General features: G+C 29.0%; 16 protein-coding genes. 3 read left to right on the forward strand and 13 right to left on the reverse strand.

Features of this window, described 5'->3' with window-relative positions:
* Nucleotides 1-120: 120 nt before the first annotated feature.
* Together secF and secD are read right to left on the reverse strand one after the other, a co-directional pair.
* Nucleotides 121-1,089 carry a protein translocase subunit SecF gene (gene secF / locus IPP08_11660; GenBank protein ID QQS66400.1) on the reverse strand — a complete coding sequence of 323 codons (969 nt, stop codon included), beginning with the start codon at nucleotides 1,087-1,089 and terminating at the stop codon, nucleotides 121-123.
* A 30-nt stretch (nucleotides 1,090-1,119) separates the two neighbouring features.
* Nucleotides 1,120-3,240: a protein translocase subunit SecD gene (gene secD, locus IPP08_11665; protein QQS66401.1), complete on the reverse strand. Its 2,121-nt coding sequence runs from the start codon at nucleotides 3,238-3,240 to the stop codon at nucleotides 1,120-1,122.
* Nucleotides 3,241-3,636: 396 nt separating this feature from the next.
* On the opposite strand from secD, the gene IPP08_11670 reads away from it, so the two are divergent.
* Together IPP08_11670 and IPP08_11675 are read left to right on the forward strand one after the other, a co-directional pair.
* Entirely contained in the window at nucleotides 3,637-4,287 is a 651-nt protein-coding gene (locus IPP08_11670; protein ID QQS67887.1) for an HAD-IA family hydrolase, read from the forward strand.
* A 78-nt stretch (nucleotides 4,288-4,365) separates the two neighbouring features.
* Nucleotides 4,366-5,535, forward strand: coding sequence for a glycosyltransferase (locus tag IPP08_11675; protein ID QQS66402.1), 1,170 nt, complete (start codon nucleotides 4,366-4,368; stop codon nucleotides 5,533-5,535).
* Between the two features lie 26 nt (nucleotides 5,536-5,561).
* On the opposite strand, the gene truB is transcribed toward IPP08_11675, so the two are convergent.
* The 11 genes from truB to IPP08_11730 all read right to left on the reverse strand — a co-directional run bounded on the left by truB (nucleotide 5,562) and on the right by IPP08_11730 (nucleotide 18,566).
* Nucleotides 5,562-6,290 (reverse strand): tRNA pseudouridine(55) synthase TruB, encoded by a 729-nt coding sequence (truB, locus tag IPP08_11680; GenBank protein QQS67888.1) that lies wholly within the window; start codon nucleotides 6,288-6,290, stop codon nucleotides 5,562-5,564.
* Between the two features lie 222 nt (nucleotides 6,291-6,512).
* Nucleotides 6,513-6,863: a 30S ribosome-binding factor RbfA gene (gene rbfA / locus IPP08_11685; protein ID QQS66403.1), complete on the reverse strand. Its 351-nt coding sequence runs from the start codon at nucleotides 6,861-6,863 to the stop codon at nucleotides 6,513-6,515.
* A 106-nt stretch (nucleotides 6,864-6,969) separates the two neighbouring features.
* Nucleotides 6,970-10,590 carry a translation initiation factor IF-2 gene (gene infB / locus IPP08_11690; protein QQS66404.1) on the reverse strand — a complete coding sequence of 1,207 codons (3,621 nt, stop codon included), beginning with the start codon at nucleotides 10,588-10,590 and terminating at the stop codon, nucleotides 6,970-6,972.
* 153 nt (nucleotides 10,591-10,743) lie between these two features.
* Complete coding sequence (nusA, locus tag IPP08_11695; GenBank protein QQS66405.1) at nucleotides 10,744-12,252, reverse strand: transcription termination factor NusA; 1,509 nt, start codon at nucleotides 12,250-12,252, stop codon at nucleotides 10,744-10,746.
* A 72-nt stretch (nucleotides 12,253-12,324) separates the two neighbouring features.
* The gene (locus tag IPP08_11700) at nucleotides 12,325-12,822 is read right to left on the reverse strand and encodes a hypothetical protein (protein ID QQS67889.1); all 498 of its coding nucleotides are present in this window, start codon (nucleotides 12,820-12,822) and stop codon (nucleotides 12,325-12,327) included.
* A 153-nt stretch (nucleotides 12,823-12,975) separates the two neighbouring features.
* Nucleotides 12,976-13,284, reverse strand: a complete 309-nt coding sequence (locus IPP08_11705; protein ID QQS66406.1) for a hypothetical protein — start codon at nucleotides 13,282-13,284, stop codon at nucleotides 12,976-12,978.
* 173 nt (nucleotides 13,285-13,457) lie between these two features.
* A complete protein-coding gene (locus tag IPP08_11710; protein QQS67890.1) occupies nucleotides 13,458-14,006 on the reverse strand; it encodes a uracil-DNA glycosylase in 549 nt (182 codons plus the stop codon).
* A gap of 292 nt (nucleotides 14,007-14,298) precedes the next feature.
* Nucleotides 14,299-15,552: a bifunctional phosphopantothenoylcysteine decarboxylase/phosphopantothenate--cysteine ligase CoaBC gene (coaBC, locus tag IPP08_11715; protein ID QQS66407.1), complete on the reverse strand. Its 1,254-nt coding sequence runs from the start codon at nucleotides 15,550-15,552 to the stop codon at nucleotides 14,299-14,301.
* 778 nt (nucleotides 15,553-16,330) lie between these two features.
* Nucleotides 16,331-16,585 carry a Smr/MutS family protein gene (locus IPP08_11720; GenBank protein ID QQS66408.1) on the reverse strand — a complete coding sequence of 85 codons (255 nt, stop codon included), beginning with the start codon at nucleotides 16,583-16,585 and terminating at the stop codon, nucleotides 16,331-16,333.
* A 46-nt stretch (nucleotides 16,586-16,631) separates the two neighbouring features.
* On the reverse strand, nucleotides 16,632-17,372 hold the full coding sequence (locus tag IPP08_11725; GenBank protein QQS66409.1) for a uroporphyrinogen-III synthase: 741 nt from the start codon (nucleotides 17,370-17,372) through the stop codon (nucleotides 16,632-16,634).
* A 195-nt stretch (nucleotides 17,373-17,567) separates the two neighbouring features.
* Nucleotides 17,568-18,566 carry an aminomethyl transferase family protein gene (locus IPP08_11730; GenBank protein ID QQS66410.1) on the reverse strand — a complete coding sequence of 333 codons (999 nt, stop codon included), beginning with the start codon at nucleotides 18,564-18,566 and terminating at the stop codon, nucleotides 17,568-17,570.
* A gap of 18 nt (nucleotides 18,567-18,584) precedes the next feature.
* On the opposite strand from IPP08_11730, the gene IPP08_11735 reads away from it, so the two are divergent.
* A complete protein-coding gene (locus tag IPP08_11735) occupies nucleotides 18,585-21,557 on the forward strand; it encodes a M1 family metallopeptidase (GenBank protein QQS66411.1) in 2,973 nt (990 codons plus the stop codon).
* The last annotated feature ends 191 nt before the right edge of the window (nucleotides 21,558-21,748 follow it).

Here is a 21,748-nt window from a genome sequence, read left to right on the forward strand (position 1 = left end):
TTAAAAACAAATAGATTAAAATGATATTTAATCTATCAATTAAAACAATTTGATAAAAAAAATCGAAGACTAATGTTAGTTAAGTCTTCGATTCTATAAATGAATATATATTACTTTAAATTACTTAACGTTAACTAATGATGGTGATTTTCCTTTTATAATTGCATCAGGATCATTTAATTTTCCTTGTTTGATTAATATTGTAATAACTAAAGCGGAGGCAATGTAAACTGATGAATATGTACCAGTAATAATTCCAATAAGCATAGTAAATGCAAACCCTTGAAGCACTTCTCCAGAAAAGAAAAGTAGAATTACAAGTACTAATGCAACTGTTAAAGATGTATTAATTGTTCTTGGTAAGGTTTCATTTATTGCTCTGTTCATTGTTTGGATTAGGTTTTCACCTTTGTGATGATCTTTAGTCTCTCGAATTCTATCAAAAATAATCACAGTATCATTTACTGAAAAACCAACTACAGTTAGGAAAGCAGCTAACATACCTTGATTCATTTCCAAATTCAAACCAAATAAACCATTACAAATTACTGCAAAAGCAAACGCAACAAGCACATCATGAGCTAAAGCAACAATAGCCCCAACTCCGAATAAAAATTCGAATCTGAACCAAATGTATAGCATGATAAAAAGTATTGATACAAGAACTGCTTTTAGTGCTTCAAGCCTAAGTTCACCTCCAATTTTAGGACCAATCGTATCACTTTTTAATAATGTTGCTTTATTACCTGGCATTGCTTTTTCAAGCAAAGTCAATAATGTCAATGAAGGTTTTTCACCACCTGATTTGATTTCGGAACCCTTTACTCTAATAAGATATTGGTTTTCTCCAAATGATTTAACTTCTGCTCCTTTAAATCCACCAGCGTCTATTGCATCACGAATTTGCTTTGCTTCAGTTTTAGCGCTAAACTTGTAAGCTATTTCAGCACCACCTTCAAAATCAATTCCGTATTCGACACCTCTAGCAAAAGCTACTATCAAACCCACCACAGTAATGATAATTGAAACGGCATAGAATATTTTTCTTTTGCCAATAAAATCTATATTTGTTTTCTTAAAAAATTGCATGACTAAATGTTAGTTATTAATAATTATCTGTTATGAGTTTTTAGGTTGACCTAGATTAATATCAGTTGTACCTCTTTCAAGCAATAAACTAAATATAGCTCTAGTTGCAAATACAGCTGTTAATAAAGTTGCAAGCAAACCTATTACTAATGTAACTGCAAAACCTTTTATTGGTCCTGATCCAAATAGATAAAGAATTACACCAGTACCAATTGTAGTTAAATGAGTATCAATAATTGCAGTAAAAGCTCTATCAAATCCTAAATTAACTGCAGTTTTCAATGGTTTAGCTAATGCCAATTCTTCTCTTATCCTCTCATATATCAGAATGTTTGCATCTACAGCCATTCCAATTGTAAGCACTAACCCTGCAATACCTGGAAGGGATAAAGTAAGCCCCATTGAAGCTAAAGCAGCAATAGTTATAATCAAGTTCAATATAACACCAATATCAGCAATTACACCTCCAGTAACATAATACATTAACATAAATACAATAACTAAAAGTGCTGCTAATAATGTAGAATTTATACCTTGGCTAATAGAATCATCTCCTAAAGATGCTCCAACAACTCTTTCTTCAATAATTGAAACAGGTGCTTTTAATGCTCCAGCTTTTAAAACTGTTGAAAGTAATTGAGCTTCCTTTGTATCTTTAGAACCTGATATTTGAGAATTTCCACCAGTTATCTTATTTTGTACAGTCGGTGCAGAATAAACTGCTGAATCCAATACTACTGCAATTCTTTTCTTAATATTCTTTCCTGTGATTGTACCCCATTGTTCAGCACCATCAGCGTCCATTTGCATTGTTACAACTGGTCTTCCATTCTGATCAAATGAAGGAGAAGCATCAGTTATAACTTCACCTGTTAACTCAGGGTCTTTATTAATTGCATACATACCATACAAACCTCCATCAGGATTTTTTTCATCAGGATATTCTGCTTTATCACTAAATGCAAAAATTATACCTTCTGGGATTAATCCTTTTACATCATTACGTGCTAAAATATTCTTAACTGTTTGAATTTTAGATTTTGGTACACTAAAGAAATATTCTCCCTTAGGGAACTCATTGCCAATAAAAGACATATCTTGAGGCGAACCTTCTTCAGTTGTAGAGACTCTACTCAAAAATAAAGTTGTAAATGGATGATCTTTCTGATAAGCTGCAGCCTGTTTATCTTTTGGAAGATTTTTATATGGATTACTTGGATCATAAGCAGTGTCTGCTTTAGTCGTATCCTTTTTAGTACTATCTTTCTTTGTTGAATCTTTTTTTGTTGAATCTTTTTTTGCAATTTTATTAGTATCTTTTTTCAAAGAGTCCTTCTTAATTGTTTCTTTCTTAAGTGTATCCTTTTTATTAATATCCTTTTTAGTGGTATCAACTTTTAATTTGTTAGAATCCTTTAAAGTTGTATCTGCTGTTGAGATATTTTTTCCTGCTAATAAATCATCAATTTTCTTAAATGCTAAAGCAGTTTCTTTGTCATTTTTAACTAGTTTGAATTCTAATCTAGCTGTTGTTGAAATAAGTGAACGAATCTCTTTTTCATCACTTACTCCTGGAAGTTCAAGAATTATTCTTCTTGTTCCTTGCTTTTGAATTGTAGGTTCTGCTACTCCATATTTATCAATTCTCTGTCGTACAACCTCTAAGGCTTGATCAACAGCATCTTCAATATTTTTTGTAAGTTTACTATAAATGCCGTCATCATTATTATCCGCACTACCTAAGTTACCGAAGTCATAGTATGATGCTAATGTTTTGCCTTTTGGCTTTGCAATTTCGTTAAAATGCTTTTTGAATATATCTATAACTGGCTCGTCTGAATTCTTAGCTTCCTCGCGAGTTTTTGTTATTACTTCTTCAAATGTAGCATCAATTGCATCTCGCATTGCACTTTCCTGAAGAAGTGCCACTGCATCAACCTCCATTGTGATATACATACCACCTCTCAGATCAAGTCCTAGCTTTATTCTTTTTTCTTGTACATTACGGAAACTTTCGCCATTAAGCGAATCCCATTTTGCTCTTAAAACACTGTCCTTGCTATTTTTAACAATTGGGCGTTCTTTCTCCATTTGGTAATATTTGTATGTGGGCCATAAAGAATATAAAGACCCAAGCAATACAAGTCCCACAAATATGAGACGATTTCTTGTAGATGAACTCACCTTACTTTGAAAATTTTATGATTTGATTAATATAATTTACTGGACAATAACTAATAGAACTTTCAATAATTTAAAACTATTCTAAATGATATTAGAATAACAATTATTTACTAACTGTTTTACATAATACTTAATATTCATTTAAATGCTCTTAACCTTAGATTGAGTCAAGATTTGCAAAAATAATTAAACCAAGTGTACTGAAAGGTTTTTTTTTTATTTATTGTTGAAAAATGAATTTCATCTTAACATTATAATATTCAATGTATAACTTTTTTTACCATATTTTATTCAAAACAACTTATCAATTTATACCTAAATTTCGTAAATTTGATTCTTTAATACTATAAAATATTTGTATCAATTTATTTGAACACTATTGACTACTTCCTCTTTGACTTAGATGGAACCTTAACTGACTCCAAAATTGGAATCCTGAATTCATATATTTATGCATTAAAAAAAATGTGTATTCAAGATTTAGATACTGAAACCTTAGAATCTTATATAGGTCATCCACTTAAAAATACTTTTATGGAAAGGTATAATCTTTCAGAGTATGATGCAAATGAATCTGTTTCTTTTTATAGAGAATATTTTTCAGAGTTTGGTTTGTTTGAGAACAAATTGTATCCTGGAGTATTTAAAACTCTAAATGATTTAAAAAACTTGAATAAGAAACTTTTTGTTGTTACTTCTAAACCAAAATTTTTTGCTGATAAAATTATTAACCATTTTAATTTAGTTCAATTCTTTAAAGATATTATTGGTAGTAATTTAGATAATTCAATGACCAATAAATCGGATTTGATTAAATTTACAACCAATATTCACAAATTAGAAATTCAGAAATGTTTAATGATCGGAGATAGAAAACATGATATTATTGGAGCTAAAAATGTTGGGGTTAGTTCATGTGCTGTAACTTATGGGTACGGATCATTAAATGAATTAAAAGATGAAAACCCAGATTTTGTTGTCGATAATTTATCTGATATTCTAAATTTTATATAAAATAAATCAATTTAAATTTTAATTTTTAAATTCTTTTCATTGTAAAATTTAATTTAAAATAAATCATTCAATCGTAAAATGAAAAAGCTATTACATATAACAAATCAACCAACACCTTATAGACTTCCTCAATACAAAGAGTTTTCAAACAAGTTTCTAAAAGTTAGAATTCATTTTAGCATATTATTTGTAAGTGGAAGAGGTAGAAAAAGAATTTGGGAATTTAATGAAGAAGATTTTAATAATTTAGATTGTTTGAATTCAACATTTGGAAAACCTTTAACTTATAAAGATGTTGTAAACAATATTAAAAAATTAAATCCAGATTACATAACTTTAGCTTGGGCTATGGATTTACTAGCTTTAAGAATTCTAGTCTATTCAAAGTTAAAAAAAATACCTTGTTTTTTATATACTGGAGCAACTAAAAATGCTCTTTCTATTGTGAATCAACCCAAGAAATTTCTTTCATTTGTTTTTAGAAAATTCTTTTTTAAACTTTCAAATGGATTTATTGCTTATGGAACTAGGACTAAAGACTATTTACTTTCTAATGGTGTTAAATCTAAATTGATATCTATTGCAATTAATACTGTTGATACTAATTTCTTTAGAGATGAGGTTTTAAAACTTAAGAATTCAGGTACATTGGTTGGTAATAAAAGTAGTTTTAAAAATAAAGATGGAGAGAGTTTTAAGTTGCATATTCTTTTTATAGGTGAATTAATTAAACTAAAACAAATTCATTACACAATTCAAGCAATTGCTAAACTCAATAGACATGATATTGCATTACATATTGTAGGAAGTGGTCCAGAAGAAATTTATTTGAAATCTTTATCTAGAGATTGTAATTTAAGTGATTCAGTTTTTTTTCATGGTTATAAACAAAAAAATGAAATTCCATATTACCTTTCAATATCTGATGCTGCTGTTTTTACATCTAATAAAGAAGAAAGATTTGGCTTAGTTTTAGTAGAATATGCATGTGCAGCTTTGCCTACAATAGCCTCAACTTATGCAGGAGGAACCTGCGATGTAGTCTTAGATGGGGTTTCAGGATTTGAAATACCACCAGAAAATATTAACCAATTTTCATTATCAATCGCAACACTTGCAGATAACCTAAGTTTACGAAAAAGTATGTCTGAATCAGCATTTAAGCACTCTATTAATAATTTATCTTTAAGTAAAAGTGCTGATGGTTATTTGGATTTATTTAAAAAATTAAATTATATTGACTTGTGATTTATGTAAAATTTAAATCACTTTAATTAAATTAATTTTTCCTTTTCAATGTTATTTATTGAAATTAAATCATCAATTGTAATTCCGTTTTTAACATCAAAATTTCCAGATTTAGTTCTTCGAAGTTTAGTTAAATATCCTCCGCTATTACATTTCATACCAAAATCTCTTGCTATAGATCTAATATAAGTACCTTTATTGCAAACAATTCTAAATTCAACTTCTATAATTGACTTCTCCAATTCAACACCGAAAACTTTCAGTTTTCGCGTGATACTTGTAACTTCAAATTCAGTAATTTCTATTTGCTTTGATTCAGGTATAAATTGCTCTCCTTCTCTTGCAAGCTCATACATTTTTCTTCCATTGATTTTTCTAGCTGAGTAAATTGGAGGTATTTGTTGTGTTTGTCCAATAAAATCAAATGCAACATTTTCAATTACTAAATTTGTAATATCTTCTGTTGAAAAAAATTCTGTTGGCTCGATTTCAGCATCATCTGTTTTACTCGATGCACCAATAGTTATAACTCCAATATATTCCTTGATTTCAGATTGTAATCTATCTGCAATTTTTGTAGCTTTGCCTAAGCAGATTAATAACAATCCTGTTGCAAGTGGGTCTAGTGTACCAGTATGACCAACTTTTTTAATTCTTAATAGGTTTCTTACTTTAGCAACAACATCAAAAGAAGTCCACTCTAGACCTTTATCAAAAATAATTATCCCTTCTGTTAATGATAATTTATCTACAATTAATGATTTGATATTATCTTTTGAATAAATTTTTGGAAGAATTAACTCTCCACTATTGTAAATCGTATTATCATTAACTATTTTTTTCTGAGTAATCACTATAAGAATTATTGGTAAGTGAAATTTAGAATTAATAAACAAAAAATCAGGTTAATCGAGTTACCGATTTAACCTGAAGCTTGTAAATTTAATAATTATTAAAAATTTATTAAATTTTTTTTTTTAGAATTTGTTTGTCTCTTTAAGTTCCTTTAAAACCTCATCGATATGTTCTAAAGCTCCAACGGTATGATCTAAAAAAAATCTTAGTTCTGGCAATATTTTTAAAGTAACCATTGGACCAAGCCTTTTTCTATATTCGAAAGATCTAGCATTTAACTTCTTAACAATCAGAACTGGATCAGTTATAGTTCTAAACAAACTAACATAAACTTTAGCAATTGATACATCTGGGCTAACTTTTACATCTACAACAGATAGCATGCCATCTACAAAATCTGGCTTAAATTTTTGGAACTGTTCAGCAATTGCTTCTTTAATTACTGACCCAACTTTTTCTGTTCTAACTGACAATTTAAATAAAAATAAAATTATTAATATTAAAAAACTAAAGATTTAAAACTTCAACTTAACTTAAAATATATTGAATAAAATTTCAATATCAAACACTTAAATTACTTTAATCAATTATTGCCGATTCTAATTTACGTTTAACTTCAACTATTTTATATGATTCACAAATATCACCTTGCTTAAGATCATTAAATCCTTGGAATGAAATTCCGCATTCAAAGCCAGAATCAACTTCTTTAACATCATCCTTGTGACGTTTTAGAGAATCAATGCTACCATTAAATATTTCAAATCCATCTCTTAAAATTCTAACTTTATCATTTCTTATAATTTTTCCATCAGTAACATAACAACCAGCAATAGTACCGATTTTAGATATTTTGAAAATATCTCGAATCTCAACTGTTGAAGTGATTTCTTCTTTTTCAACGGGTTTAAGCATCCCCTCAAGGGCTGTTTTAACCTCACTTACAGCCTCATAAATAATTTGATAAATTCTAATATCTACACCTTCATGTTCAGCTAATTTGCGAGCTTTTAAGTTAGGTCTAACATGAAAACCAATAATAATGGCATCTGATGCTGCTGCTAAAAGTACATCACTTTCAGATATTTCACCTACCGATTTAAGTACAATACTTACTTGAATTTCAGAATTTGATAGTTTCAACAATGAATCAGCCACTGCTTCAACAGAACCGTCAACATCACCTTTAATAATGAGTCTAAGATTTTGAACACCACCTTTTGCTATTTGAGCAGAAATTTGATCTAAAGTAATATGACGTCTTTGTTTAAATTCTTGTTCACGTTTTAACTGTTGTCTTTTGTTTGCAATTTCTCTTGTTTCTTGTTCACTTTCAAGAACAACAAGTGTATCCCCAGCAGCTGGAATACCATCCAAGCCTAACACTTGAGCAGGCTCTGAAGGTCTTACTTCTGTAATTCTTTTACCACGTTCATCTAATAAAGCTCTGATTCTTCCTGCGTACTGACCAACAACAAAATTATCACCTACTCTTAAAGTACCTTTTTGAACTAATACATTTGCAATGATACCTTTGCCTTTATCTAATTCAGCTTCAATAACCACTCCACGTGCTTCTCTATCTGGATTTGCTTTTAAGTCTAAAAGTTCAGCTTCAAGTAAAATTCTTTCTAGCAAATCATTAACTCCCGTTCCTTTTTTAGCAGATACAGGCACACATCCATATTTGCCACCCCATTCTTCAACCAAAACACCTCTATCAGCTAGTTGCTGTTTGATTCTTTCAAGATTTGAATCAGATTTATCTATTTTATTTATAGCTACTATCATTGGCACATTTGCAGCCAAGGCATGAGAAATAGCTTCAACTGTTTGTGGCATCACTGCATCATCTGCTGCAACAACTAATATTACAATGTCTGTAACTTGTGCTCCACGAGCACGCATAGCTGTAAACGCTTCGTGACCTGGAGTATCCAGAAAAGTAATTTTTCGTCCATCAGGTATTTGAACTGAATAAGCCCCAATGTGTTGAGTAATTCCCCCAGCCTCTCCTGCTACAACACTTGCACTCCTAATATAATCAAGTAATGAAGTTTTTCCATGATCCACGTGACCCATTATAGTTACAATAGGTGCTCTTGGTTTTAAAGTATCATCTGCATCTGGTATGTCATCAAGTGACTTTTCTTCGTATTCAGTTATGAATTCTACAGTATAATCAAATTCATCTGCTACTAATTGGATTGTATCAGTATCTAATCTTTGGTTGATAGATACCATCAAGCCAAGACCAATACACTTACCAATTACTTGACCAACTTGAACATCCATCAGGCTAGCCAACTCTGCTACAGTTACAAATTCAGTAACCTTTAGAATATTTGCTGATAATGCGTCATGCTCAGCTGATTTAGTTGCTTTCTCTTCACGAGCATCTCTTTTTATTCGACTACGTTTTTGGCGTTGAGATCCAGTTTGATCATCCATGGCAGCCCTCGTCTCTCTAATAGCCTTTTGAACTTCTTCTTGACTTACTGGTATTCCACGTTTACGTTTTTTATTATCCTTACCAAATTTGTTTGCCCCTCCTCCTTGTTGTGGTGGTTTGTTTGGATTATTAAATACAGGTCGTACCGAATTAGAACCAGGTGTTCCAGTGTTAGTAGTTCTGTTTTGGAATCCAGCATTTCCACTAGTTCCATAAGTTCTGTTTGGTTGTGTAAATCCTGGTCTACCATTTCTATTAACTTGCCCACCACCAGTTGCTTGTCCTTGACGAGCAGTCTGTTGACCTGAACCCGTTCCTGTATTTCTATTTTGATATCCAGTATTTGATCCACCAACATTTCTATTTGGTGATCCTTGAGGCACATATCCTGTTCTTTGCCCTATAGTTGATCCTGTTGTACCACCGCTTGTAGTTTTATTAACAAACTTACCTTGAGCATCTTTTCTATTTTGAAATTGACCTTGATTTTGACCTTGATTTTGACCTTGATTTTGACCTTGATTTTGATTTTTAGCTTCTCTATCAATATCAACTTTAGCTCCTTTTATACGTTTTCTCTTTTTCTTATCTCGACCACCTTTAACTTCTTCTGTTTTAGCAATTTCAATTTTGCCAAGGACAGTTAAACCTTGAAGTTTCGGAGGAGGTGCAATTAATTTATGACCACCGGTTGTCTCGTATTCTTCAAATATAATATCCGTTTTATCTTCATTAGAAGTTTTATCTATCTTCCTTTTTTTATTTTTTAAATTTTTATCATTTTTAACTCCATCAATATCTAATTTTTCAGTTTTGTGAGTAATTTCAATTTTATTTAAATCTTTACTATCAGATTCTACGTCTATTTCATATTTCTTAACAATTTCATCTATTTCTGGTTCAACATGCTTAATATATACTTTTTCCTCCTTTAACTCTACAATTTCAATTTCAGGAATTATAACAATCTTTGATACAGATTTAACTTCCTCTTTATGATCAGGAATAGTATCTTTTACATTTTTATCATTAATAATATTTTCTGATTCTTTCTTCTTTTTTTCTTTAACTGATGAACTAGAACCTTTTTTATCTGATTTAATTTGAACTTTAGGTTTGACCTCAATTTCATTTCCAAATATATCTAAGATTTCAATCTTAGATACTTTTTCGATTGTTGAATCAACTTCAGCAATTACAGATTTTGTGATTATTAAATTTGACCTATCTTCTAGATTATTTGATTCTAAGTCATCTTTTTTAGTCTCAATAGGTGAAATATCAACAATTTGTTTTTCAACTACTTTATCTTCTATAATAATAGTTGGTTCTAAATGAATTTCTGGAATACTAATTGATTCATTAGATTGATTATCTATTTCATTTTGTGAAACAACTTCTGACTTAAGTATTTCCTCAGTTAAATTTTCTTTGGTTTGTGATTCTAATGTTGGCTTAGTTGGGATTTTATAAGCTATAGGTTTGCCAATTAATTCCTCTTTAAGTTTTGCACTTTTCTCATGGTAAGCATCAACTTTTTTACGTTGTTTTTCAAGTTGTTTGTGCTCACGCTCAAACTTCCCCATTACAACATCATACATATCTTGGGTTAAGGCAGATGTAGGTTTATCAGCTATTTCATGCCCCTTAGTACGCAAAAATTCAACAATGGCATCTTTACCAATGTTGAGTTCAGCTGCTACTTTAAATAGCCGATACGATGTGCCTTTTGAATTTGAATCTGTCATGTTCTAAAAAATCTGTGACTATAGTTGTTTTAATTATCGAACTTATTTCTAAAACAATATCAACCATACTTCTATTCAGGCAATATGTTCCCAAAAGTTTACATAATGCTTAATATTGTATATTTGTTATTAATCTGTGTTTTCATAACTTTATTATTTGTTACCAACGTTATCATTCAATTCATTTGGTAAATAATCTTCTTTTTTTATTGCTTCGTTGCCAATATTATCTTCTTTTTCAGAAACTATTTTTGTAACTATACTATTGTATACTTTTGTTACTGCTGTATCTTGACCTTGCGTTACAATTTCATTTACTTTTCTATCATCTTCATATGTCTCTCTTTCAGAAGTAGGGATTGGTTCACTTTTAGGTTTCAATATATCTTTCAACTCTTCCTCATCGAATTCTGCAATAATAATTTCTCTTAATTCAGTTGCTTTATCTATTTCCATTCCAGGTATTTTTAAAAGTATTTCATCTGAAGCCCTTAAAAATTCTTTAGCTGTCTCAATGCCAGAATCCAATAATGCCATATATAAATCTTCGCCCAATTCATCTTTAAATTCAACAAGTTCAATATCTTCTCCCCCTTCTTTTACCAAATCAATTGTGAATCCTGTAAGCCTCATAGCCAATCTAATGTTTTGTCCGCTTTTCCCAATTGCAAGAGAAACCTGATCATCTGATACCAAAACAGTTGCGGTCCTTGTTTCTTCATCAACCGAAATTTCTTTAACTTTTGCTGGTGCTAATGCCCTTTGTATAAATACTTTTGGATCTGGAGAATAATGAATAACGTCTATATTTTCGTTGGAAAGTTCCCTAACTATAGAATGAATTCTTACACCTTTCATTCCTACACACGCACCAACAGGGTCAACCCTTTCATCATGTGAAGCAACTGCAATTTTTGCTCTTTCTCCAGCTTCACGTGCCAATCCTTTGATCTCTATAATACCATCATAGACCTCTGGTATTTCAACTTCTAATAATTTTTGTAAAAATTTTGGATCACTTCTAGAGATTATTAGTTCAGGTTGATTTCCACCTTCTCCAGGACGTACTTCTTTCAAAACTGCTTTGATGTTTTCACCTTTCTTGTATTTTTCCCTCCATATTTGCTCCCTTTTAGGCATTCTTAATTCAATTTTACCTTGCATTATATAAACATCATCTCTACGAACTTGATAAACTTCACCAACTATAATTTCTCCAATTTTGTCTGAGTATTCAGCCATCACATTATCTTTTTCAACTTCTCTTACTCGTTGGCTAAGTAGCTGAGCTGCGGTTGTAATCATCCTTCTACCAAAATTTTCACCAATATTCTCTAAATTTAATTCTGTTAAATGTTCGTCACCAAGTTCATAACTAACATCTTTACTAGTGTTTGCTTCGGTAAATAGTATTTGTAATCCTGGATCTTCAACTTTTTCAACAACCTCACGAATTAGATATATTTCAATATCTCCTTTATCCATATTAACAATTATGTCAAAATTAGATTCTGGACCATATTTTTTTCTAACAAGTTGAGAGAAAGTCTCTTCAATGATTCCCTGCAAAAGATCTTTGTCGATATTTTTTTGTCGAGCCATCTCTTGAAAAGCTTCTATAATCAACCCTTTGTTGATTCCAGCGGATTTACGTTTTGCCATTATACAATCTGGTTTTATATTACAATTTTCAGAATTAATATATTCATATTTATGAATATATTAATTTTTGAATTAAAATTCTACTTCCGTAACTGCCTTTAAAATTTTATCTTTTGAGATAACAATCGTTTCAGATACTTTAGTACTTGCTTTTCCTTTAACTATAGGATTATGCTTAACAAGTATTAAATTATTATTTTTAAAATCTAATAATCTGAACAACTCATTTTTCGTTTCTCCATTATCATCTTTATACCTCAACATTAACAATCTACCAATATTTCTAACATATTGCCAATCAAATTTCAATGGGAAATCAACCCCAGGTGAAGATACATCTAATCTAAAACTACCTTCAATTCCTGTTTCCTCACTATCGATATATTCATTTATCTTTCTGCTTAAATCTGCAACTTCATTTAAACTAATACCATTTTCGGAATCTACTAAAATTGTTAATATCTTATTATTACCACTTTCTTCAATTTTAATTTCAAAAATGATTAAAGATAATGATTTTGCTAAGTTATTAATACCAACAATTATATTTTGGTTTAGTTTCAGTTTAATTTAAAAAGATATTTATTTTTTAAGACTTTGTTTAAAAAAAAGTGGGCTGTATTTACAGCCCACTAAAACTAAATTAATAATTACAAAGATACACTGTTTTTAATAGCTACACAATTGCAATTTTTACTTTTATAAAAAAAAGTTTTAATTATACTATTTCTTACCTGCAGCTTTTTTTGCTGGAGCTGCTTTCTTTGCTGGAGCTGCTGCTTTTTTTGCTGGAGCTGCTTTCTTTGCTGGAGCTGCTGCTTTTTTTGCTGGAGCTGCTTTCTTTGCTGGAGCTGCTGCTTTTTTTGCTGGAGCTGCTTTCTTTGCTGGAGCTGCTGCTTTTTTTGCTGGAGCTGCTGCTTTTTTAGCTGGAGCTGCTACTTTTTTTGCCGGAGCTGCTTTCTTTGCTGGAGCTGCTGCTTTTTTAGCTGGAGCTGCTTTCTTTGCTGGTGCTGCTTTTTTTGCTGCTGCCATAGATTTTTACCTTTTTAATTTAAGTTAATCAATCTCCGATCAGTTTTCCGTACCGTAGGAAACCGTCGGTCTTTTTATTTGTGTTTACTTAGCTTTCGCTAAATTTCTCTATTGTTATCTTTAAAATTCTTTTGAAAAAAATATAAATAAAATAATCTTACCTTTTTACAATTTTAATTTTTAATAGCTTCATCATATAAGTTTCGTAACATTTGCACATCTTCCCATGTAGCTCTTTTCCAACTTGGATTCCTAAGCAATGCAGCAGGATGATATGTTATTATTAGTGGTATCTCATTATAGTAATGAACTTCACCTCTCAAATCCATCATTTTAGATTTTTTTTTCAGTAATGTATTTGCAGCTGTTAACCCTAAAGCAAGAATAAATTTTGGTTTTATTAAATTCAATTGCTTTATCAAATATGGCTCACATTTTTCCACTTCTGACAATTCTGGAGTTCTGTTTTCTGGTGGTCTACATTTTAAAATATTACATATATAAACTTCATCCCTTTTAAAATTTACTGCTTCAAGAATTTTTGTTAAAAGCTGACCAGCAGCGCCTACAAAAGGTAACCCTTGTTTATCCTCTTCTGCTCCAGGAGCTTCTCCTATAATTACAATATCTGCATTCTCATTTCCACTGCCGAAAACGAATTTATCTCTTGAATTAGCTAATGAACAACGTTGACAGTTACAAATTTTATCATTAAGCAACATTAAAGATTCTGCTTCTAACCAAACAGAATTTATACTACTATAATCCAATACATTTCCATTTTTTTCAGACTCATTTTCTATAACTGATGAATTCTTGTTAACTATTTTATTTTCTTCATTATTTATCAAAATTTTTTGAACTTCAGAATTTATTAAAGAGATTTTTTGTTTACCAAAATTTTGATCATTCTTTAAAACAATATCTCCATATACTTCAACTTGTTGGATAAGATATTTTTTTATTTCATCTTTCAAAGAACTTTTATTCATCAAATTTATTATTTAACATAATTTAAACTTCAATTGATTCCCTGTTTATTTTATTAGATTTTTTTAAAAGAAATTCTATTTCATTTAATATTTCCATAGCACAATCTTTTTTGCTCATAATTGGTAATTCAATAACTTTATCCTCAGTAATTAATGTTATAATATTAGTATCTACATCAAAACCAGCTCCTTCAGTTTTAGCAGGATTTGCAACAATTAAATCACAATTTTTTTCAATCAATTTCTTCTTAGCATTTTCAATCATATTTTCTGTTTCTAAAGCAAACCCAACTAGCAACTGATTATTTTTTTTATCTCCACCAATATATTTTAATATGTCTTGGGTTTCCACCAACTCTAAATTAAAATTAGATGTTTCATAATCTCTTCTTTTAATTTTTTTATTAATAAAATTTTTAGGTTTATAATCGGATACAGCAGCAGAGCAAATAATCACATCATATTTTTCAGTTGTTGTAATTACTGCTTCATACATTTCCATTGCTGTAGTTACAAATAATACCTCTGATCCATTTGGTGCTTTTAAACTTGTTGGTCCAGTAACTAATCTTACTTCTGCACCTCTATTTAATGCCTCTTGAGTAATTTCATAACCCATTTTCCCTGAAGAATAATTTCCTATGTATCTCACAGTATCAATTGGTTCATAAGTTGGCCCAGCTGTCACTAGTATTTTATATCCTTTCAAAGAACTTTTATAAATAAAATAATCATTTAAATATTTAACAATATCTAAAGGTTCACACATTCTACCTTCACCAAAAATGCCACTTGCTAATTCACCTTTTGGAGAAGGCAACACTATCATTCCATAATTCTTTAACAAATCAATATTTGTTTTGAATGCTGGATATTCATACATATCAGAATCCATAGCAGGTGCAACAAATATTTTCGCTCTCAATGCTGAAGCAACTATAGTTAATGCATTATCAGTATTCCCTGTTGCTAGCTTAGAAATAGTTGATGCAGTTGCAGGAGCAATAATCATTATATCTGCCCATAATGCCAAGTCAATATGCCATGAACCACTTGAAGGCTCTTGACCAGAAACTGGATACATTGAAATAGCTACCTGATGTTTTGATATAGTTGCAAAAGTTAATGGTGTAATAAAATTAGTTGCTGATGGAGTCATTATTACTTTAACTTCAGCTCCAAGTTTAGTTAATTCTCTAACTAAAAGTACACTCTTATAAGCTGCTATACTTCCAGTAACTCCTACAATTATTTTTTTTTCAAAAAGATTATTCATAGTTCAATTTATATGTACTATTATCATTACAAAAATAATAACATTATTAAAACATAAATCATAAAAATGTTAAAAACTAATAAATAAATATTTTCATTATTTTAACTTCTTCTAACTTTTATACTTATCTTTTGCTCTTATACTATACCTTGTATTACTCTTAAACACTACCATTGCAGAGAATCGATATATTAATATTTAAATATTATTCTAACATTTATAACACAAATAATACTTTATATTTATTTTTGATTTTCAAAAAAATTTCACCCTTAAATATTAAATCTTGAAATTTTATTTTATTCATTAATTAATTATATTTCAAAATATAAATTTTAACTATTTATAGTTTCCTCTACAGTCCGCTTAGAATCAATGTATTTTCAACATTATTTTTTTATTAATTAATTTTTAAACTAATTTATTTTTTATAATATTTTTTTTATATAATTTATATTAGATTTAATATTTCAATGGAACCGCTTAATTACAATATGTACAAGCATTTTTTTATTTTTATTTTCTCATTTTTAAAATTCATAATTTTTTTGTGATAACAATATTTAATTTTTTAAGTTAAATATTATTTCAAAATATTTAGAATAAAAATTAGCTTTTTCATCTAAAAAAAACTACAATAAAAATTTAATTAAATTTTTATTGTAGTCTAGAATTTGATTGATATATTTTTTTTCTTAATGTTAATTGTAATATATATAAAATATTTAAGAATCTCTACCAAGCCATGTTTTATATGGTTTCTAAGAGTATCACTAAATTATTTATGTCTAAAATGTACGAAAAGTCTTCCAAAGTTTTTACTATCTTTTTCAACTCTGTGGTACAATAACTTTATTTCTTTTTGATCTAAAAATCTAATCACTTTTTTCTTAAGTTGACCTGATCCTTTTCCTGGAATTATTTCAATCAATGGTGCTTTTTTTTTGATTGCTTCTAAAATAATATTATTAAGAGCAGATTCTATTTTATCACCTTTATTAAATATTTCATGTAAATCTAATTTAAGTTTCATTTAAATAATTTTTATAATTCTTGTTATTTATAATTTCAATTACAACTCACTTTTTAAAGATTTGGATTTGCTCTATAATAGCTTTATTACTTGGGTTTTCAGCAACTATAACATTTGAACTAATATACTTATTAATTTCATTTTTTGTAGTTTCTCCTATTGCTACATAAGTTGTTAAATTATCTTTAAGTTGATTAAGAGAATGGTTGGAAATCGACTCAAAAAAATTTATGACTGCTGATGGTGAATAGAATACTATAAAATTAATTTCATTTTCTAAAACACAATTTTCAATTTTTTGGCTTAGATTATCTGGTTTTTCAATCGAGTAAATTGGGAAATCTATAATTGATATTTTCTTCATTAACATAATTTCAAATACCTCATCTCTCCTAGATTTACTACATGGATACAAGATTTTTTCAATGTTTGTAAAATTGTAATCCTTTAATTCCTTAGCGGAGTTTACTATTGTTTCAATTGGAATATCTGGGTCAGATTCTTTTAACATTTCTGCAGTTTTATTCCCAACAACTATATAATATTTTGGTCTTGAGTTTACAAAATATGTCTCTCTTAAATCTAACCATAGCTCACATGCAAATGAACTTGTTATTAGAACAGGGCAATTATTAGCTATTCTTCTAATACTTCTAGTACCACATGGATCTATTGTAAATGGCTTTAACTCTATAGATTCGCAACTTATCAAATCAATACCTGCTTTTAAGTATTCATTTTTTAATAGCACATAATCTTTTTTTGATTTAGTTAGAAGTACTTTCATTTATCTTGGATTTGAATTATCAATATTTCAATTATAACTTTTACAACATTCTTTAATATTATTTATAAAATGTTGACACTAACTAATCCTTTGAACCTAAATAATGTTGAGTTAGGAAAAACAATTTGGGTATCTATTAACTATTTTTATTAAATCCAATAATTATATTGTAAATAGTGATGTTTTTATTTCCAATTAAATAAATGGGATTTTTGTTATTAGAGCATCTGATATTTTTAGATTTTCATGATTAACATTTACATTCAATTCAGGGATGGCATATTTTGTTTTAATATAACCTAAACAAATTGTTTTATTAAGCTTAGGGGAGAAGCAGATTGAAGTTATAGTTCCTATTCTTGCATCATCATCTATTGAGTTTATAGTCAATAAATCATATTCATGATCCTTTACATTTTGATTTAGAACTAATCCACAAAGATGTCTTTGAACTTTATCATAAGTGTCTAATCGAGCAATCACTTCTTGCCCAATATAACATCCTTTTGTCCACGAAATTAAATTAGTTATTCCGGCTTCAAGTGGATTATAATTCTCGTTTAGTTCAGAACCAAATGTAGGCAAACCTGCTTCAATTCTAAAGGTTAAGTAAGTTTCATTATCTATTTCAGGGATTACTTCTGAAATAATATTTGTTAAAAAATCATAAATTTCGATAGGTAATATAATTGAAAAAGAGGTTGCTCCAGTAAATCTGTTTGAACGAATAATAAATGCTTCTTTTTCAGCAATAAAAATTGTAGCATATTTACCTTTGTCTGGAGGAGTAACTCCAAAAAGTGAAGTAACTATTTCACTAGTGTCATCTCCAAAAATTGAAATTACTTTATAGTCTTTTGATATATTTTTAGTCTTAAAATCATCCATTATAGTATACTTTTCTAACCATGAAATCGTGTTTTCAGCTGTAATGGAATCTGGAGTTACCATAATAATTTGATCTTTAAATGCTAATATCCGAAGTATGGAAAAAATTCTTCCTTTATCTGTTGTTAAAATATTTTCTACTTCATCACCTTGTTTTAAATCCCTTGTTGAATTAGTTGATAACCGATGTAATAGATCTAGCCTATCATTCCCTGTTCCAAGAATTAACCCTCTGTTATGTTTTACAAAAACAGATTTAGATTGTGCTAAATTGTATAATGATAAGTTTGGAGAAATTACTTTCATAAATTATTCTTACTGTAAATGAAAAAGTTCTTGATTATTATTTTATTTATTGCTAATTATCATTTTATAATTGCTTGGCAACAGAGAGTGACTTATAAAATGGATATTACATTAGATGCACTTGAACATCAGTACAAAGGTACTCAAAAACTAACTTATACAAATAATTCCTCTGATACTTTAAACAAAGTATTTTATCATCTTTATTACAATGCTTTTCAAAAAGGAAGTATGATGAGTATTTATAATAAAGAACATTTATTAGAAGATAACAATAAATCTATTTCAGACTTTGAGAATATACCTAAAGACGAAGCAGGATTAGTATCAGTTGATTCACTCAAGCAAAACGGTAAATTAATTTCATTCACAATTGTAGGAACTATTTTAGAAGCTAAGCTAAATACTCCTTTATTACCAGGAGATTCAACATTTCTTGAGATGGAATGGATAACTATAATTCCAAAATTTAAACGAAGAGCAGGATGGATGAATAGCGAAGGTGTTGAATTTTCAATGGCTCAGTGGTACCCAAAACTCGCTGAATATGATTATAGTGGTTGGCATAATGAAGAGTACATTAGAGGTGAGTTTTATGGAGTATGGGGAGATTTTGATGTAACAATTAAATTACCTTCAGATTTTATTGTTGGTTCAACTGGTGCAATTCAAAATCCAGAAGAAGTTAAATGTGGTTATGAGTTTAGCAATAAAGATACGATTTTAATTCCTAAAGATAAAGGTAAGGGTTTTAAAACTTGGCATTTTAAGGCAGAGAATGTTCATGATTTTGCTTGGGTAGCAGATAGAGAATATATTCATCAAATATCTCATTTAAACAATGTTGTAATTCATTTACTCTATAAAAAAAATGCAAGAGATTTTTGGTTTAAAGTATCTGATTGGACAAAAAAGATTTTGAGTTTTTACAATAATCTTTTAGGAAAGTATGAATACAATCAAATAACAATTTCCATGGCAGGGGATAGGGGTATGGAGTATCCTCAATTAGTTATGATTACTGGATTTCGGCCTGAAAAATCATTAGCAGGTGTTTTGGCTCATGAAATTGGTCATCAATGGTTTTACGGTATGGTTGGAAACAATGAAACTCAGGAAGCATGGTTAGATGAGGGGTTTACAAATTTTATTTCTACTGAGGTAAAAAGTAAATCTTTAATGTTAACTGATACAACAAACCCATATACTGGATTTGATAAAATTGTTTACAATTGGGATAATGAACCGTGGAGAGATTTACAAGGATATTATAATTTGTCTGAGTTTGGATTTGATGAGCCATTGAGCACATATCATGATAAATTTAAAAATAATTCCAATTCTGAAATTGTATATTCAAAGGGTGAAACTGTACTCCGTCAGTTAAGATATTTTTTAGGAGATAATGTTTTTTGGACTGGAATGAAATTATATGTTACGAGTTGGAAATTTCATCATCCAACTTTAAGAGATTTTGAACTATGCATGGAAAATGCAAGTGGTGTAAAATTAGATGATTTTTTTAATAATTGGATTGGTACAACTAAAAAATGTGATTATTCTTTAAATAATTTACAATCAAATAAAACTATTGGAGGGTTTCTAACATCAATTGAAATCTCAAAAAATGGAGAAATTAGTATGCCATTAGATATACTTTTAACTTATAGTGATGGCTCAACTTCATCAGCATTAGTACCATTAGAGAATTATTATAAAGATAATATTTATTTTAGATTACCACCTTGGAGGAGTGTTTCAAAAGAATATCAAACTAAATTTATAACACCTAAAGAAGTTGTAAAAGCTGAAATTGATCATTCATTAATGTTAGCTGATTTAGACAGAACTAACAATGTTGCAACAACCGATTTAATTTCAAATTTATTACCAAATGTTCAAACAGCTATCTATAAAAGATGGGATTTGAAAAGACCACTTTCATCTTACTCTATAAGATTTAGACCTTCATTATGGTATTCAGATTTTGATGGTGTTCAAATAGGCTTTATTGCAGATGGGGGTTATGTGTTCAATAAATACAACTCGAAAATTGGATTGTATTACAATTTCAAATCAAATAGAATTGATTATGATTTGCAATACTCAACAAGAGTAAATGAATTAGGACGTGATGCTAAATTGAACTTAGGATTGACGAATTATTTTGGCAATCAAATTTGGGATATTGGTTTTGATAAAATTATTAGAGAAGAATTAAATTCAAAATCTATAAACACAATTGGTATTAAAGCAACTCGAAATTATAATTTAATTTTAGAAAATGATAATGTAAATTATATAACTCTGTATCATAAATTTTCAAATTCTTCTAATAAATTAAGTATAAAAACAACATCAAAGTTCTTCTCTAGTTTTTTGAGTCAGAATTCATTTTTACAATGGACAATTGATGTAAAGTTAAATTTTTTAATTAATAAGTTTCAACTTGAAGGTAATTTCTTTACTGGGGTTTCCACAGGTGATTTACCAAATCTTTTTAAATTTAATTTAGCTGGTTCAAGAGAATTAGAGATTCAAGATAATGTAGTTCATAACTTAGTAAAAAACATAAATCCAAAATTTATGCAATCAATTGGATTAATTCTTCCACAACAAGGTTTTATGCCTTCTTTGGGTAGTGATTCTACTGGTAACAATTTCGCCGATAATATAATTGGCTGTAAAATTACTTTGAATGATTTGCTTAAGAGCAATGCAATTACTAAAATAAAATGGTTTGATTTTGGCTTATATAGTGGCTTAGGAGTTGTTTTTAATAATTTTAAGAGTGTATCTATAAATGATATTAACTTCGAAATTGGAGCTACTGCATATTTAAAACCACTACTTCTACTTCCAAATGTTATTGAGGACGCAATAAATTCTCCAAATGATATAAAGTTAATGATTTGGTTTCCAGCTTACACAATATCTAGAACTAATACTAATATTTCTGGAATTAAATTTGGGGTAAGTATCTCAAATTAGAGACATATATTTTTTTTAATAATCTTAAATAATTTGAACCTATATTTTAAATTTTTTAACCAATGATTAATTTAATTTATTTAAAAAGTAAATTTGAAAGGTTTTTTCAATCTATTATTCTTCTTTTTTAGATTATTGAAGTGAACATTATTATACCACTAAGTCCTTACTCATTTTTTATTATCTTTGCA

The organism is Chlorobiota bacterium (genome assembly GCA_016700335.1).
Lineage (GTDB): Bacteria > Bacteroidota > Ignavibacteria > OLB7 > OLB7.